13 protein-coding genes and 1 pseudogene are annotated in these 16,653 nt (G+C 37.5%); 8 read left to right on the top strand and 6 right to left on the bottom strand.

Annotated elements, in window-relative coordinates:
• Nucleotides 1-16: 16 nt before the first annotated feature.
• Nucleotides 17-1,543: a trypsin-like peptidase domain-containing protein gene (locus HX13_RS07425; protein ID WP_050020577.1), complete on the bottom strand. Its 1,527-nt coding sequence runs from the start codon at nucleotides 1,541-1,543 to the stop codon at nucleotides 17-19.
• Nucleotides 1,544-1,870: 327 nt separating this feature from the next.
• Between HX13_RS07425 and HX13_RS07430 the strand changes: the two genes are divergently transcribed.
• The gene (locus tag HX13_RS07430) at nucleotides 1,871-3,247 is read left to right on the top strand and encodes a rhodanese-related sulfurtransferase (RefSeq protein WP_050020578.1); all 1,377 of its coding nucleotides are present in this window, start codon (nucleotides 1,871-1,873) and stop codon (nucleotides 3,245-3,247) included.
• Between the two features lie 4 nt (nucleotides 3,248-3,251).
• Nucleotides 3,252-3,827 carry a 5-formyltetrahydrofolate cyclo-ligase gene (locus tag HX13_RS07435; protein WP_050020579.1) on the top strand — a complete coding sequence of 192 codons (576 nt, stop codon included), beginning with the start codon at nucleotides 3,252-3,254 and terminating at the stop codon, nucleotides 3,825-3,827.
• On the opposite strand, the gene HX13_RS07440 is transcribed toward HX13_RS07435, so the two are convergent.
• From HX13_RS07440 to HX13_RS07445, 3 genes are read right to left on the bottom strand one after another with little or no spacing between them, the layout of a single operon-like run.
• Nucleotides 3,776-4,357, bottom strand: coding sequence for a hypothetical protein (locus HX13_RS07440; RefSeq protein ID WP_050020580.1), 582 nt, complete (start codon nucleotides 4,355-4,357; stop codon nucleotides 3,776-3,778). The two genes, HX13_RS07435 and HX13_RS07440, sit on opposite strands and share 52 nt — an antisense overlap.
• Nucleotides 4,341-4,730, bottom strand: coding sequence for a hypothetical protein (locus tag HX13_RS23770; RefSeq protein WP_238555145.1), 390 nt, complete (start codon nucleotides 4,728-4,730; stop codon nucleotides 4,341-4,343). The genes HX13_RS07440 and HX13_RS23770 overlap by 17 nt, the downstream gene beginning before the upstream one ends.
• Entirely contained in the window at nucleotides 4,705-5,505 is an 801-nt protein-coding gene (locus HX13_RS07445) for a hypothetical protein (protein ID WP_238555146.1), read from the bottom strand. Before HX13_RS07445 ends, HX13_RS23770 begins: the two co-directional genes overlap by 26 nt.
• A gap of 182 nt (nucleotides 5,506-5,687) precedes the next feature.
• Here HX13_RS07445 and HX13_RS07450 point away from each other — a divergent pair, with 182 nt between their 5' ends.
• A complete protein-coding gene (locus tag HX13_RS07450) occupies nucleotides 5,688-6,029 on the top strand; it encodes a hypothetical protein (protein WP_050020581.1) in 342 nt (113 codons plus the stop codon).
• Between the two features lie 269 nt (nucleotides 6,030-6,298).
• Here the strand turns inward: HX13_RS07450 and HX13_RS07455 are convergent, their stop codons facing one another.
• On the bottom strand, nucleotides 6,299-7,066 hold the full coding sequence (locus HX13_RS07455; RefSeq protein ID WP_050020582.1) for an RNA methyltransferase: 768 nt from the start codon (nucleotides 7,064-7,066) through the stop codon (nucleotides 6,299-6,301).
• Between the two features lie 126 nt (nucleotides 7,067-7,192).
• Nucleotides 7,193-8,687: pseudogene (gene rmuC, locus HX13_RS07460) on the bottom strand (DNA recombination protein RmuC).
• A 147-nt stretch (nucleotides 8,688-8,834) separates the two neighbouring features.
• Between rmuC and HX13_RS07465 the strand changes: the two are divergent.
• The 5 genes from HX13_RS07465 to HX13_RS07485 all read left to right on the top strand — a co-directional run bounded on the left by HX13_RS07465 (nucleotide 8,835) and on the right by HX13_RS07485 (nucleotide 16,637).
• Nucleotides 8,835-9,509 carry a response regulator transcription factor gene (locus HX13_RS07465; RefSeq protein WP_050020662.1) on the top strand — a complete coding sequence of 225 codons (675 nt, stop codon included), beginning with the start codon at nucleotides 8,835-8,837 and terminating at the stop codon, nucleotides 9,507-9,509.
• A gap of 351 nt (nucleotides 9,510-9,860) precedes the next feature.
• Complete coding sequence (locus tag HX13_RS07470; RefSeq protein WP_238555149.1) at nucleotides 9,861-10,874, top strand: sensor histidine kinase; 1,014 nt, start codon at nucleotides 9,861-9,863, stop codon at nucleotides 10,872-10,874.
• Nucleotides 10,875-11,103: 229 nt separating this feature from the next.
• Nucleotides 11,104-12,378, top strand: a complete 1,275-nt coding sequence (locus HX13_RS07475; protein ID WP_050020583.1) for a TolC family protein — start codon at nucleotides 11,104-11,106, stop codon at nucleotides 12,376-12,378.
• 3 nt (nucleotides 12,379-12,381) lie between these two features.
• A complete protein-coding gene (locus tag HX13_RS07480; protein ID WP_228377718.1) occupies nucleotides 12,382-13,539 on the top strand; it encodes an efflux RND transporter periplasmic adaptor subunit in 1,158 nt (385 codons plus the stop codon).
• Nucleotides 13,539-16,637, top strand: a complete 3,099-nt coding sequence (locus HX13_RS07485; protein WP_050020585.1) for an efflux RND transporter permease subunit — start codon at nucleotides 13,539-13,541, stop codon at nucleotides 16,635-16,637. Before HX13_RS07480 ends, HX13_RS07485 begins: the two co-directional genes overlap by 1 nt.
• The last annotated feature ends 16 nt before the right edge of the window (nucleotides 16,638-16,653 follow it).

Below are 16,653 nucleotides of genomic sequence, written 5' to 3' on the forward strand. Positions count from 1 at the left end.
GTTATTTTATTACTGGTTATGGCATTTTGAAACCTTTTGTATAGATTCTACCATAGTCATCTACAAATTTTACCTGTACATTCCCCTGGTATTTATCCAGAACTTTTTCTACATCTTTTTGAGAGTTGACAGGTTTACCATTGATCTCAATAATGATATAGTTGTCTACAATTCCGATTTTAGCCATTTCGCTGCCTTCAGATACATTTTTAGCCACTACACCGCTTGTCAGTCCATATTCGGTTTTAAATCTGTCATTCAGCGGGTCAAATTCAGCTCCTATCTTTTCCGTTACGCTAAGATCAGCCTTGGTTCTTGTGGAAGTACCTCCTTTCTGATCTCTAAGGGTTACGGTAGTAGTAGATTCTTTACCGTTTCTGGAATACGTTACCTGAACTTTATCTCCAGGACGTTTGCTTCCGATGGACATTGACAGATCAGCGAAATCAGTGATATCATAATTGTCTACTTTGGTAATGATGTCTCCTTTTTTCAGGCCGGCATCTTCTGCTCCACTGTTATCACCAAATCCGGTTACATATACTCCTGAACCTACCTTCAGACTTGTTTTGTTCTGCCTGTTATAAGCCTGAACCAACTGATCATTGGACAGGTCTAATGACTGAACTCCAAGGAAACCTCTTTGTACAATCCCGAATTTCTTGATATCCTCAACAATTTTTCTCGCCAGGTTAGCAGGAACGGCAAATCCATATCCCTGGTAGTATCCTGTGGTAGACTGAATAGCAGAGTTGATACCGATAAGTTCACCATTTGTATTCACCAATGCTCCTCCCGAGTTTCCAGGGTTGATGGCAGCATCCGTTTGAATAAAGCTTTCAATAGGATTGGCAGCTTTTCCCTGGCTTCCCAAGATTCCGATACCTCTTCCTTTAGCAGAAACAATACCTGCCGTTACAGTCGAATTTAAGCCCAGCGGATTTCCTACAGCCAATACCCATTGTCCTACTTCGATATTGTCTGAGTTGGCAAAATTTAAATAAGGAAGCCCTTTTTCTTCAATCTTTAGTAAGGAAATATCCGTGTTAGGATCAGTACCTACTAAAGTGGCTATATATGATTTTTTATTACTCAGCACCACTTCCAGTTTATTGGCACCCGCCACTACGTGGTTGTTGGAAATAATATACCCATCCGGAGAGATAATTACCCCGGAACCCATTCCTGAAGGCATATTATCCGGAGCCTGCTGCTTTTGTCTCTGTTGACCTCTTCCTCCGAAAGGATCTCCGAAGAAGAAATCAAATAAATCCTGCTCTGAAGCTCTGCTGGATGTTCTGCTCTGGTAATTTTTAATGGTAACTACAGCGGGAACGGTTGTTTTGGCTGCTTTTACAAAATCATCACCTACTGCTCCGGTATTCATGCCTGCAAATGAGGCTGTAGGAGCTGATGTGGTAAAATAAGATTGATCTCCATTGTTGGAACCATGACCGAAATATTGTATTGCTCCAACGGTAGTAGCTCCTGAAACGACTCCAACTACTGCAAATGGTAATAGTTTTTTTAAAGTACTCTTCATTGTATATCTTTCTTGTTTATTAATTAATTTTTTATATATGTTTTTGAGTAAACAAATTTAATGTTAAATAAGTAAGCAATTAGTATGCTATGTTTCAATTTTAACTAAAATTTAACGGGTATTGTGTCATTTTATACATTATGTCATAATTATTAATGTCACAGTTAACAAAACTTAAAAAAAATATTAAAGATTGCCTGATTAAAAAGCAATGATAACCTTTTTTATCCGTATCCTATGCGCTGATCGGTTAGGACTATAAATATACTTATTTAAAAATGATTATCTTTGCAAAAATATTTTTCTCACTTAAAAAACGTTTATAGCATGCAACTGTATAACACCTTAAGCGCAGAAGAAAGAGCTAGACTTATTGATGAAGCTGGTAAGGAACGTCTTACTTTATCTTTCTATGCGTATGCCAAAATTGAAGATCCAAAAAAATTTCGCGACGATTTATTTATAGCCTGGGATGCTCTTGATGCCCTTGGCCGTATTTATGTTGCCCATGAAGGAATTAACGCTCAGATGAGTATTCCGGCGGACAATTTTGAGGCTTTTCGTGATACGCTGGAAGCATATGATTTTATGAAAGGCATTCGTCTGAATGTGGCAGTGGAGCAAGATAACCATTCCTTTTTAAAATTAACAATAAAGGTCAGAAATAAGATCGTTGCCGATGGATTGAATGATGATACTTTCGATGTTACCAATAAAGGAATCCACTTAAAAGCACATGAATTTAATACTATGCTGGAAGACCCGAATACGATTGTAGTAGATTTTAGAAATCACTACGAAAGTGAAGTAGGGCATTTCGAAGGCGCTATTACTCCTGATGTGGAAAACTTCAGGGAAAGCTTGCCGATTATTAATGAACAGTTACAAAATTTTAAAGAAGACAAAAACTTACTGATGTATTGTACAGGAGGAATCCGTTGTGAAAAAGCGAGTGCATACTTCAAACATCAGGGTTTTAAAAATGTTTATCAGCTGGAAGGCGGAATTATTGAATATACACGCCAGATAAAAGAAGAAGGAATAAAAAGTAAGTTCATTGGAAAGAACTTTGTATTCGACCATAGATTAGGAGAGAGAATTACAGATGATATTATTGCACAATGCCATCAATGTGGTAAACCTTGTGATAATCATACGAACTGTGCCAATGATGCCTGTCATTTGTTGTTTATTCAATGTGATGAATGCAAAGCTGCAATGGAAAACTGTTGTTCTACAGAATGCCAGGAAATTATACATTTACCGTGGGAAGAACAGGTAAAACTAAGAAAAGGATTGCAGGTTGGAAATAAAGTATTCAGAAAAGGGAAATCAGAAGCCTTAAAATTCAAAAAATCCGGGGATCTGCCCACTCAGCCTTTAGCCAAAGCTACAAAAGCTGAAACAAAAGATATCCGCCAGAAAATAAAAATCAAGAAAACTTTAATCGGAAAAGCTGAGCATTACTATTCAAAATCGAAAATTGCCCAGTTCTTAATTGAAAACAAAGAGCTTTCAATTGGGGATAAAGTTTTAATATCAGGACCTACAACCGGTGAGCAGGAGGTTATTATTACTCAGATTTATGCCAACGGTGGGCCTGCTGAAACAGCAAAAGCAGGAGATCAGATTACTTTTAAACTCCCTTTCAGGGTTCGCTTATCAGATAAGTTATATAAAATTTTAGAAGCTGAAAACGCATAGATCCATGTTGAAAGCTGAACTTAGAAAAAAATATATGCAAAAAAGAAAAGCCTTGTCTTATGATGAGGCTTTCTTGTTATCCGGAAAAATACTGGAGCATTTTATCGAATATTTTAATCCTGAAGCAGGACAAAAGATACATGTTTTTATTCCTATTGAGAAGTTCAATGAGATAGATACCCGGCTCTTTATTCACTATTTTTTATCACATGATATCCGTGTTTTCGTCCCTAAAGTAATAGAAGGTCAGTTGCTTAATATTGAGATATTTGAAGAAACAGAGTTTGAGGTAAGCAGTTGGGGAATCCCGGAGCCTGTTTCGGGACAGGATTCCGGGGAGACATTTTTTGATTATGTGATTACTCCTTTACTATATTGCGACAGAAGAGGAAACAGGGTAGGTTATGGTAAAGGCTTTTATGACAGGCTTTTTCAAAGTATTTCGCCGAGCGCAAAAAAAATCGGAGTCAATTATTTTGACCCCGAAGAATATATCGATGATGTCTGGGAGAATGATATTCCCCTGGACTATTTGGTCACTCCTGTGGAAGTGCTGTCCTTTTTAAGCGGCTTGGAATAGAAATCCAGGAAATAAAATTTGAACTCCTTTTTAAATTTTGGAGTTGAAATTAAAATATACTGTGCATTCTTCTCAAAATTTCCCAAGGATTTATTTTTGTTATCAAAATATTCTACATTGAATCTGGCATAGTCAAGGGTATCCTTTTTATAAAATTCTTTGTAGACATTCAGATTATTTACTTTTACCGATTTTACTTTCATGCTGTCCAGTTCTTTGAACAGCCTTTTAAATGTTAAGGAATCGGGTTTGTGGAAATAGCTCTGCATCTGTGAATAGATCACAGTATCTATTTCTGTATTTCTGTTCCCGGACAGGTAGAGTGTCGACAGATCGAGAAGCTCCTGTACTTTTTGTTTGGTAATGGAATTGATGGCCTGCATGCTGTCCATTTGTACGGCAGGATAACTTTTTGCGTTATTGCTGTTTCTTAATTTATCGAGATCGCTTACTTCTGTTTTTTTATTATTGCAGGCAACAAATGCTAAAAGAAGCATTGCGGAGATTAAAAAATTAGGGATTCTTTTCATCTGTGGAGGCAATTTTAAATTTGATGGATATGATCTTTCCTTTGTCTTTTTTCATTTCTATTACGCTCAGGTTTTTCAAAGAGGTAGTAGGAGTGGTTACAAGTGTAATATATTTTTGTTTATCGAGTCTTTCAATTCCGTAAGTATTATTATCATACACCTGATAAATAACTGCATTGTTACTGATCAGGTTTTCCAATTGACTTCTTTTCTGCTTAAGGAGTTCCGGATTTCCATTGGCATCTTTTACTGAGAAATAATTGACAGCCATTTTATAATCATCGGGTTTTAGCTCTATCATTTCCTCTTCAGGAGCATTTTCCAGATTCCTGTTGATTTCCATGTATTCATAAAAAGGAGCATTGATCTGCATTTTTTATATTTTTATCCTTTGTAGAATAATAAAAGCATTCGCCCGGTTTTATTTTATAGAGAAGAGGAGATTCATTTTGTTTGATAACCCGTATTTCAAGTGTGTTAATTACAGCAACCCCGCGATCTTTATCGGTGAAGCAATATTTATATGTTTTAGAAAAAAGGACATCTTTAAATCCTAATACTCCGGTTATGGCAATAAGAACTGAAGTAACAAGAGCCCATGCATTTTTTTTGAAGAAATTTTTCTCAGGTAATGCTGGCGGAATTTCAGAAGGGTGTGAAATTTCTGTATTTTTTGTAACTATTTGATTATCAATAGTTGTTTTTTGTAAATCAGTAATTTCCTGAATAGTATTCTCTTCTTTTTTGGGTGAAAACTCCGTTTTTGGAAGATCCTGAGCTTCGGAAACAGCTTTTTCCAATTCATTGATATCTTCTTCTTCCATATTATCATTTTCCTGTAACAATTCTCCTGCAAAAAGATGTTGCTTTTTGAATTCGTACCATGAGTCGTATCCTGCATAAATACTCAATAAATTGAGCATATCAATTCTTGGTAATTTGGTTACCGGTGAGGTTTTGAAATAGGTGTAAAATGATTTTTCACTGATGTTACCTTTGGCTTTTTTGCGAAGGTCTTCCTGGAAATATATGATATCTATACCCTTCCACTTTGAAATATCATCGTGAGAAGGGGTGTGTTCTTTTAAATATTGCCCCTGAACATCCTTTTTCAACTGTTCAAAGTGTAATAGATCTAAATCTGTCAATTTTTTTAAAAATGATTAAATTATTGATTATCAGTTATATTTTTTTGTAAAACTATTTTACAAAGGTATTACAATTATTTTTCATAGACAAATTTCATATCTGCTCTACCTTTGTCTTGTTCAAATAACAGAACAGAAGAAAATTTTATAAACAATATTAACAAAATTAAATTTAATTTATTATGAAAAAGTCATTATTCGTAGCTGCTATCGCTGCAATCTCTCTAGTTGCTTGTAAAAAAACTGAAGCTACTTCTACTGAAGGTGCTACTGATTCTGCTGCTGCTCAAGTAGCTGATTCTGCTGCTGTAGTTTCTGATTCTGCTGCTAAAGTTGTTGATTCTGCTGCTACTGCTGCTGTAGGTGCTACTAAAGATGCTGCTGCTGCTACAACTGCTGCTGGTGCTGAAGTTGCTAAAGATGCTGCTAAAGGTGCTGCTGACGCTGCTAAAGGAGCTGCTGATGCTGCTAAAGGAGCTGCTGACGCTGCTAAAGATGCTGCAAAAGACGCTGCTAAGAAATAATTTTAGCTTACGCTTAACAATAAAAGAACCGTTTCACCCAGTGAGACGGTTTTTTATGTTTTACACTCAAGTCTCGTATCAGTCTCAAAAATTGGGGACATAATAAATTGGGTCTGAATATAAAAAATTCTGTCCATTATTGATTAGCATCAAAATTATCGAGCTCGTTTTTCACGCAAAGTTTTAAAAAATAATGTCTATTTCAAGTAGGCAAAGAAGGCAGCATAGCTCCTACGAATTATGGGATACCTCCGAAAATAATATATTATTTAGCCCTTCTTCTGTCTTAACGATTCATAGCAAGTAATTGCCACGGCATTGCTCAGGTTCAGTGAATCAATGCTGCCGGCCATTGGGATCAGCGTATTCTTTCCTTTTCCCATCCAAAAATCACTGAGTCCTGAATGCTCAGTGCCAAACAGAACAGCTGAACGCTGCTTAAAATCTCTTTTATAAAGGTCTTCAGCACTTTCGTCCATTAAGGTCGTATAAATATTGAATTGGTTTTGCTGAAGAAATGCCAGCGTTTCTTCATTTTCAGCCTGGTACACTTCCATACCGAAAAGACATCCCACACTGGAGCGGATCACATTGGGATTGTAAAAGTCTGTTTTCCCGTCAGCAACAATTAATGCATCGATTCCGAATGCTTCACAGCTTCTTAGAATGGCACCAAGATTTCCGGGTTTTTCCACTCCTTCTACTATGATTACAGTAGCATTATCTTTAGGAATAAACGAAGAGAGAGATACTTCTTTTGTCTGATATATTCCGATAATACCTTCTGAAGTTCCCCTATAGGCTATTTTTTCATATACTTTTTCACTTACAAAATGAATTTTACCGGCGGGAATCTTCCCCTTAAAGATATTTTCACAGATAAAATATTCTACAGGTTCATAATGGAATTGTTCAGCCCTTTCATTTTCCTGCTGACCTTCTACGACAAAGACCTTTGATTTTTTACGGAATCTGTTGTCAGTAAGAAGCTTAGTGACATTTTTTATTTTTTCGTTTTGAAAACTTTCTATCAACATGCCGCAAAATTATGCAAAATTTATGATTGAATTTCCCTGATTTTGATAAAATGGCCTCCGCATACTGAGAGAAGTTGATATTACCGGTAAGTAGGAAAGAGGACTTATCACCCGGAAGAAACTGTTTTATTCTAATATATTGCTGTTGTCAATCAGGCTCGGAGGAAGGTCTTTTTTATTTTTAATACCCAGTGATTTCAGTTTCTGGGTTTGGAGTACCAGATTATCATTTCCGGTATGAAGCTGCTTATAGGCTTCATTATATACATTCTTAGCCTGGTCAAGATTTCTTCCTACCTTCTCAAGATTTTCCACAAAGCCTACGAATTTATCATATAACCGGGCACCACGTTCTGCGATTTCCAGGGAGTTTCTGTTTTGGTATTCCCGTTTCCAAAGGTCGGCAATCAGCTTTAAGGAAGTAATCAGGTTGCTTGGATTCAGTAAGAGAATCCTTCTCTCGTAGGCATAATTCCAAAGGTTCTGGTCTGCCTGCATGGCCGCAATATACGCAGGTTCACTCGGAATGAACATCATCACGAAATCCAGAGATTTTCCATAATCATCGTAAGCTTTCTGACTAAGCTGTGTGATATGGTTTTTAATAGAGCCCAGATGTTGATTCAGTTTCATCAGATAAACATCCTGGTCCGTTTCATCTACCAATTCTGTGAAAGCTGTGAGGGATACTTTGGAGTCTATGATGACATTTCTTTCATCGGGATATTTTACCACGGCATCGGGACGCATCTTCTTACCTGAAAACTCTGAATATAAGGCTTTATTATCTTCATCACGGAGCTCATGTTCCAGAAAATACTCCCTGCCTTTTACCAATCCTGATTTTTCAAGGATGCTTTCAAGAATCATTTCACCCCAATTTCCCTGGGTTTTACTTTCCCCTTTTAAGGCTCTGGTCAGTTTTTTAGCATCCTCGGAGATTTGCTGATTCAGCTCCGCAAGTTCCTTTACTTTTTCAGCCAAGGAGAAGCGCTCTTTGTTTTCTTTTTCGTAGGCCTCATTGACCTTGTTTTTCAGATCTGCGATTTTTTCCTGGAAAGGCTCAAGGATGTTTTTCAGGTTATTTTGATTCAGAGTAGTGAACTTTTCCGTTTTTTCTTCCAGAATCTTATTAGCCAGATTTTCAAACTGCAATTTTGATTCTTCCTGAATTCTTGTAATTTCTTCTTTCTGAGACTCCAGAGATTTCTGAAGGCTTTCATTTTGAGCTGAAAGCTCAGAGTTCTTGGCAAAAAGCTCCTGTTTTTCGTTGATGAGTGTTTCGATATGGGAGCCCTGTTTAATATTAAGTTGTTTCAGCTCCTGGAACTGGAGATTCAATGATGAATATTCCGCCGAAATTTTGGAAAACTCGTTTTTCAGATCATTCATCAGGTCCTGATGAAGAAGATGCTGTTCTCTTTCTTTTTGAATGTCGAGATTCAGCTCCTGGATTTTCGTTGTCGCGTTTGGAAAAGTCTGAATTACTTTTAATATATAAAGTATTCAGTTCATCATAAGAGCTTCTTGAAACCATTGATGATTTCAGGGCAAAATATAAAATAACCGCCCCCAGTATTCCGCCGGCAATACAACCTATAATTAAATATATCATCTCCATCTTCCAAAATTATGAAAAAAGGGCGTAAGTTGTAGAAAAGGTGGCAGGAATAGCTGAACCATTTGATTTTTTATGTCTTCGGAAACTTCTGTGCTGCGGGTTCCTTTTTCGAAAGATTACCTATATTTATGGGAAATTTCTGAAAGTATGAATATTTTGTTGGTAGAAGATGATCAAAGAATCAGTAATTTCCTGGTGAAGGGCCTTTCTGAAGCAGGCTACAATATGACGCTGGCAGATTCAGGTGAAAAGGCCAGGAAGTTTCTCAATGATTATGATTTTGACATTATTCTTATGGATATCATGCTTCCGGGATTGGATGGTATGCAGCTCACTCAAATTATAAGGTTTAAAGGAAACTATACTCCAATTATTGTTCTGAGCGCCTTAAACAGCCCGGATGATAAGATCAAAATGCTTGATCTGGGAGCTGATGATTATTTATCCAAACCTTTCCATTTTGAAGAACTTATTTCCCGTATTAAGGCTTTGACAAGGCGTAATAAATTAAGTTACCAGAAAGATAGTAAGCTTTTGACCTGTGGAAATATTGTGATTGATACAGACCTTTATAAGGTAACCCAAAACGGAAAGGATATAGAGTTTTCTCCTACAGAATATAAACTTTTTGCTTTCCTGATGGAAAATAAAAATAAAGTATTAAGCAGGACCCAGATTTTACATGCGGTATGGGGAATAGATTTTGATAACAGCACCAATGTGGTGGATGTATATATTTCTTATATCCGGAATAAAATTGATGAAAATGAACAGAAAATTATTCACACAGTGAAGGGAACAGGATATCTGATCAAAGATTGATATGACTTTAAGAAACAGATTTACTCTTATTTCGAGCCTGTCGTTTGGTATTGTGTCTATCATTACTTTTGGGGTGATATTTTTTGCCTATTACGATAGTACCAAAATTTTTTTATTTTGAAAAATTAAGGAATACGGCTCTTATTTCTGCGATTTATTATCTTGAAAAAGATGAGCTTCCCAAAGACAGGCATGACCAGATAAAAAAAGGAATACAATCATCTTATTCAGAATAACAGAGTAGCAGTTTATAATCAGAACAATGAAGTTACATTCGGGCAAAATCTGAATGATAAGAATATCCGGCCTTTTCATTTACAAGCTGTCAGGAATAACAAAGGAATGCAGTTTATGTCTGACAATCAGTTTTACTATGGAATCTTTTATCCTGACAACCAGGGAGACTTTGTTGTATTTGTAAAGTCACCCAATGATTCCTTCCGTTCACAGATCCTGAGACTCTCTATTATTATGCTTTCCGTATTGGTGATTGGTTTGCTGGCTATTTATTTTTTAAGCAGATATTTGTCAAAGATCGTTTACAAACCTATCTCCAACGTTGTTGCACGTATCAATAAAGTAGATTACAATAATATTTCTACAGCCATTACCTCTACCCATACGAATGATGAAGTTGATGAACTCATCAAATCTTATAATAAACTGATAGGGAGGATTTCTGAAAATGTACTGTTGCAGCAGAATTTTATTAATTATGTATCTCATGAATTTAAAACCCCGCTGGCAGCCATATCCGGAAACCTGGAAGTATTTGCCCAAAAGGACCGAACCCCTGAAGAATATAGAAAAGTAGCCAAAGAATCCCTGGATAATGTATATGAGATTGAAAATATTCTCAATAATCTTCTTCTGATGTCAGGAATGACCAAGCTTGAATCTTCACATCAACAGGTAAGAGTGGATGAGCTGGTCTGGAAGATTTATGAAAAGCTGGAAGCCAGAGCAAAGGAAAACCGCTCTGCAATTAAAATTCAGCTTGAAGTGACGAAGCCTGCATTACTGGAATTTCCCGGGAATGAAACCCTTTTATACCTGGCCTTATACAATATTGTGGAAAATGCCATTAAATATTCTGAAGATCATCCTGTCACGATCCGTTTGCTGGAGAAAGAAGGCAGGCTCAATATTGAAGTGAAAGATAAGGGCAGGGGAATTCCTGCAGATGATCTTATTAAAATCTCTGAAACTTTTTACAGAGGGAAAAATGTAGATCAGGTTAAGGGAAGTGGTATTGGCTTATCATTATCCAAAAGTATTTTTGACCACCATCATATTGCCATGAAAATTGATTCTGAAATAGGGGTTGGCACAAATGTTTTGCTTGTGTTTCCTTCTGATGCTTAAAATTGCTGCGCCTTCTAAGTTTTGGCTGAAGCCAATTGAATTTTAATTAAAAGATAAACGGACTAAAGTCCGTTTGATATTCTTGAAAAGGATGAGTGGTATTCCTGTTAAACCTGCCCTTTTTTGATTGTTCTAATCAAACTCTAATGTTGGGCTAATTGAATTTTAATCCCATTCGAAATTGGGTCTAATACTGGAAAAATAGTTTTGTAGTCCTAAATATGAGACTTTGAAGAAGACTATTTTTATTTTATTGTATATCCATTTTTTCAGTTTTTTCTCAGCACAGGTTTCTGACACTCTGACGATCGGCAGAAAAGATGCTGAAGCTATGTTTCTTGCGAGAAATCTCGATCTTATTGCCCAAAAACTAGAGATTTCCCAGGCTGAAGCCCGTGCCGTACAGGCTAAATATTGGCCTAACCCTAAATTAAGCGTCAGCGAAGTTAATCTATGGCGGACTTACGACATTGAAGAACAGCCAGCCCTTATTGGAAACTGGGGGAAAAACACCCAGATTTCTGCGGAAATAGAACAGGTGATTCAGACTGCCGGTAAACGAAGGAAAAATATAGAACTTCAAAAAATAGAGGTAGAAGGAGAAAAATATGAATTACAGGAAGTATTGCGGGAGCTGAAAAAGAGTTTAAGAAATACTATTACCGAAATTCTTTACAATCAGGAACAGCAAAAAATCTATCAGGGACAGATTGCATCCATCGAAAAATTAACAAAGTCCTATCAGAATCAATTAAATCTTGGGAATATCAGTAAAGCGGAATATGTCCGTTTAAAAGCGCAGGAAATTGAATTCAGGAAAAAACTGGTTTCATTGAAACAGGAAATTGAAGATCAGCAGGTAGAGCTGAAAGCTTTACTAATGATTCCGTCCCATTCTTATGTGATTATTTCTGATTCTTTGCATATGCCAGAAAGAGAGCTTTCGGAAATAGAGCTTACCCAATGGCTGGAGAAAGCGAAAGAAAACCGCCCGGATATTCTGATTTCTAAAAATAAAGAGAAACATGCCGAAAAAAACCTGGAAATACAAAATGCAATGAAGACCCCTGATATTGCTGTTTCCATAGGATATGACCGGGGTGGAAACATTATGAAGGATTTCATAGGGCTGGGGCTGTCTGTTGATCTTCCCATTTTCGACAGAAATAAAGGAAACATTCAGGAAGCGAAACTGGAAATAGAAAAAATGAAAAATGAAACCCGCAAAAATGTCCTGAAGTCTGAAAATGAAATAGTTTCCGTTTTCAGGAATTATATCCGGACCCAAAAGGTATCTGAAGAAATTGATGAGTCATATGAGTCTGTCCTGGACGGATTATTGGTAAGCCATGAGAAAAATTTCAGACTCAGAAATATCAGTATGCTGGAATACATGGACTTCTTGGATACATATATCGGCAATAAAATGATCATCCTGGATACTAAAAAAGAACTTAATCAATATTACGAAAACCTGCAATATGTTGTAGGACAAGATTTATAAGATATGAAATCACCATTAGTGAAATTTCCTCACCAACCGATACAAATGAAAATGAAAACAACCCGATATATTGCTGTGATTTACCTGTCCGCATTAGTGGCTTTCACAGGCTGTAAGGATATGAAGCAAAATGACGAAGTTAATAAAAGTTACTGCATTAGTAAAGAGCTTAAAAAAGATCTTAAACTGGTAAGAGTGGAAAGGCTGCCCATTGAAGAAAGTATTACCCTTACCGGAGAAGTTGAAAGTAATTCGGACAAAACTGTTCCTTTTGTAAGTCTTGTAGATGGGGTAGTGACAGATACATATTTTTCTTTAGGAGATTATGTGAAAAAAGGCCAGGTACTGGCAACGGTAAAAAGTACAGCTGTCAATGAAATGCAGGATGATACCCAGACTTTACAGGCACAGCTGGCTGTAGCCAGGAGAAAACTGGCCTCCGTGGAAGCAATGTATAAAGATGATATTGCTTCTCAGAAAGATTTGCAGGAAGCCCGGTCTGAAGTAGCCATATTACAGTCCAATATTTCCAAAACCCGGAAAAACATGCAGCTGTATTCTGCAGGAGGGAATACAATTCAGATTAAAGCCCCGGCAGATGGATATGTTATCTCAAAGAATGTATCTAAAGGAATGCCGGTTACTGCAGGAGGAGATCAGCTCTTTACAATTTCCAATCTGGATAAAGTCTGGGTAATGGCGAATGTGTATGCCACCAATATGCGGAATGTATATGTAGATCAGCCGGTAGTGGTGAAAACACTGGCGTATCCGGATGAAAGTTTTTCAGGAAAAATCAATACAATTTCACAAGTGTTTAATGAAAATGAAAGAGTGTTGAAAGCTAAAATCATTATGGATAACAATGGGATGAAGCTAAGGCCGGGAATGTCGGCAGATGTTGTTTTACCAATCAATTCACAGAACAAAAATGCCCTGGCCATTCCTGCAAAAGCTTTGATTTTTGATAACAATCAAAGCTATGTAGTAGTGTATAAAAAAGACTGTGAGCTGGAAATAAGACCGGTAACGGAGATCGCATCCAACAGTCAGTATATTTATGTAGAAGGAAACCTGAAGGAAGGAGAAAACGTGATTGCTTCCAATGGCCTGCTTATTTATGAAAACCTGAAAAATCAATTCAATAACACTACGAAGTAATGCGAAAATTTGTACAGAATATAGTTTCCTTTTCTTTAAAAAATTCCCTGATTGTTCTTTTGGGCACTCTCCTTTTGTTGGCCGGAGGGATCTATTCCTACATACATACTCCTATTGAAGCCTTTCCTGACGTTACCAATACGAGAGTAAGGGTAATCACCCAATGGCCGGGAAGAAGTGCGGAGGAGATTGAAAAATTCGTCACGTTGCCGATTTCTAAAGAAATGAATGCCATCCCGAATAAAACTTCGGTACGGTCTATTTCATTATTCGGATTGTCGGTGGTTACAGTGATTTTTGATGATCATGTGAATGATTTTTATGCGCAGCAATATGCTTCCAATAAACTGGGAAACGTAAGCCTTCCCAATGGAGCCGAATACAGCATTGAGCCGCCTTCCGGGGCTACCGGTGAAATTTACCGGTATATTATTAAAAGCAAGCTTCCCATTAAAGAAATAACATCTGTACAGGATTGGGTAATTGAGAGGGAATTGCTAGCAGTGCCGGGAGTTGCAGATGTTGTAAGTTTTGGTGGGGAAGAAAAGATATATGAAATAAAAATTAATCCTACGGAATTACACAATTATGACCTTTCCCCCCTGGATGTGTATGAAGCGGTATCGAAGAGTAATATCAATGTAGGTGGAGATGTGGTGGCAAAAGGAGATCAGGCGTATGTAGTGCGGGGGATTGGTCTTTTGGAAAGGAAGGAAGATATTGAAAATATCCAGATTGAGGTGAAAGGATCTACCCCTATTTTGGTAAAGCATGTTGCAGAGGTAAAAGTTTCTGCAAAACCAAGATTAGGGCAGGTAGGCTATAATAAAGAAAATGATGTTGTTGAAGGAATTGTCATCATGCTTCGGGGAGAAAATCCCAATGATGTTATTGCCAGGCTTAAAGAGCGGATAGAACAGCTGAATGGAGGAGAATTGCCGGGAGATATCCAGATTGTACCGATTGTTGATCGTACAGAACTGGTAAATACCACCGTTCATACTGTTTCCAAAAACCTGATTGAAGGTGTGGTTCTGGTATCCATTATTGTATTTATATTCCTGTACAACTGGAGAACCACCTTTATTGTGGCTTCAGTTATCCCACTGGCTTTTCTTTTTGCGATCATTATGCTGAGAATACAGGGACTCCCTGCAAACCTCATTTCCATGGGAGCGCTGGATTTTGGTTTACTGCTGGAAGGAACCCTTGTGATCGTTGAACATGTATTTGTTGCCCTTGAACATAAGGCCCGGAAAATCGGGTTGAGGAGATTCAATAAAATCTCAAAACTTGGGATTATTAAGAGAAGTGCAGGAAGTGTAGCAAGCTATATATTCTTTGCTTTGCTGATACTCATTGTTGCCCTGATGCCTATCTTCTCTTTCCAGAAGGTGGAAGGGAAAATGTTTTCACCTCTGGCATTCACGTTAGGCTATGCATTATTAGGATCCTTGATTTTAAGTTTAACGTATGTTCCGGCAATGTGTAAGCTTTTACTGACAAAAAATATTGAAGAAAAAGAAAACTTTATCTCGAGGTTCTTCAGAGTTAATATCTTCAGGATTTACGAGTTCAGTGACCGTTATAAAAAAGGCTTTATTATAGGGTTTGTAGCATTGCTGGCCGTTTGCGGATGGAAATTTTCCAATTATGGATCCGAGTTTTTACCGAAGCTGAATGAAGGGGCTATTTATGTAAGAGCCACACTGCCCAATAGTGTAAACCTGGATGAATCGGTACGGCTGACTAAAGAAATGAAAGAACTTCTGATGAAATATGACGAAGTACAGTTTATTATGACGCAGACCGGAAGGCCTAATGACGGAACCGATCCCACAGGTTTCTTTAATATTGAATTCAATATCCAGCTGAAACCGGAGAGCGAATGGAAGAAAAAGATATCCAAGGAAGAACTTCTCGAGGAAATGAGAGTGTCTCTTGAAAAATATCCGGGAATCAATTTTGGATTCAGCCAGCCTATTCAGGATAATGTAGAAGAATACGTGGCAGGGGTAAAAGCCCCGTTGGTCATTAAAATATTCGGAAACGATTTGTTCGAGCTTGAAAATTATGCCAATAAGGTAGCCAATTCTATCAGAACCGTTCCGGGGATTTCAGATGTGAACGTTTTTAAAAATATTGGCCTGCCGGAATTGAGAATTCAGCTCCATGATTCAAAAATGGCAAAATATGGGGTCTCTACAGCCGATGCACAGGCGGTCATCGAAATGACCATCGGTGGTCAGGCAGCAACTAAGTTTTATGAACAGGAAAGAATGTTTGATGTCATGCTGAGGTTTGAAAAACAATACCGGGATACTCCTGAAAAAATGGGAAATATTTTGATTCCGACCCAGGATAACAAAAAAGTACCTTTAAAGGAAATTGCTACAATTGATTATCATACCGGGCCTTCATTCATTTACCGTGAAGGGAACAGCAGGTATATCGGGGTAGGTTTTAATATTGAAGGGCGTGACCTGGGCAGTACCATTAAAGAAGCTAAAGCTAAAGTGGATAAAGAAGTGAAGCTTCCGAAGAATCATAAAATGACCTGGGCAGGAGAGTTTGAGAGTAAGGAAAGAGCTGCAAAACAGCTGGCAATGGTAGTTCCGATTTCACTGACGCTTATTTTAATGCTGCTGTATTTTAATTTTGGTAATATAAAAGATACGCTGATTTCTTCCATTACCCTGGCTTTTGCTTTTATCGGCGGGTTTTTATCCCTCTGGTTTACGGGTACTATTTTCGGAATTTCCGCAGGAATCGGTTTTATAATCCTTTTTGGAGTGGCTACTATTGACGGTATTGTTCTGATAGGAGTAATGAAAGAAAACCTTCAAAACAGGATGTCACTGAAAGAATCCATATCCAGGGGAGTTCAAAGCAGGATCCGACCTGTTGTTATGATCGCTCTCATGGGATCTATGGGGCTTTTTCCTGCGGCGATGTCCAACGGAATGGGGTCGGAAATTCAAAAGCCTTTAGCCATTATGATTGTAGGAGGACTGATTATCTGTATGCTGCTGTCCTTTACCATACTGCCTGCTGTGTTCTATTTTGCCTATCGTAAAAAGCATAGGGAAGCAATATAGTTTCTCATCATTTTGT

Origin of the sequence: Chryseobacterium sp. P1-3, assembly GCF_000738495.1 — a bacterium.
GTDB classification, from domain to species: Bacteria; Bacteroidota; Bacteroidia; order Flavobacteriales; family Weeksellaceae; genus Chryseobacterium; species Chryseobacterium gallinarum.

Coding starts and splice junctions, on each gene's coding strand:
- HX13_RS07480 (WP_228377718.1), top strand. CDS start 12,382: ATGAAATCACCATTAGTGAAATTTCCTCACCAACCGATACAAATGAAA.
- HX13_RS07425 (WP_050020577.1), bottom strand. CDS start 1,543: ATGAAGAGTACTTTAAAAAAACTATTACCATTTGCAGTAGTTGGAGTC.
- HX13_RS23770 (WP_238555145.1), bottom strand. CDS start 4,730: ATGCAGATCAATGCTCCTTTTTATGAATACATGGAAATCAACAGGAAT.
- HX13_RS07455 (WP_050020582.1), bottom strand. CDS start 7,066: ATGTTGATAGAAAGTTTTCAAAACGAAAAAATAAAAAATGTCACTAAG.
- HX13_RS07435 (WP_050020579.1), top strand. CDS start 3,252: ATGTTGAAAGCTGAACTTAGAAAAAAATATATGCAAAAAAGAAAAGCC.
- HX13_RS07485 (WP_050020585.1), top strand. CDS start 13,539: ATGCGAAAATTTGTACAGAATATAGTTTCCTTTTCTTTAAAAAATTCC.
- HX13_RS07440 (WP_050020580.1), bottom strand. CDS start 4,357: ATGAAAAGAATCCCTAATTTTTTAATCTCCGCAATGCTTCTTTTAGCA.
- HX13_RS07465 (WP_050020662.1), top strand. CDS start 8,835: ATGAATATTTTGTTGGTAGAAGATGATCAAAGAATCAGTAATTTCCTG.
- HX13_RS07430 (WP_050020578.1), top strand. CDS start 1,871: ATGCAACTGTATAACACCTTAAGCGCAGAAGAAAGAGCTAGACTTATT.
- HX13_RS07470 (WP_238555149.1), top strand. CDS start 9,861: ATGTCTGACAATCAGTTTTACTATGGAATCTTTTATCCTGACAACCAG.
- HX13_RS07450 (WP_050020581.1), top strand. CDS start 5,688: ATGAAAAAGTCATTATTCGTAGCTGCTATCGCTGCAATCTCTCTAGTT.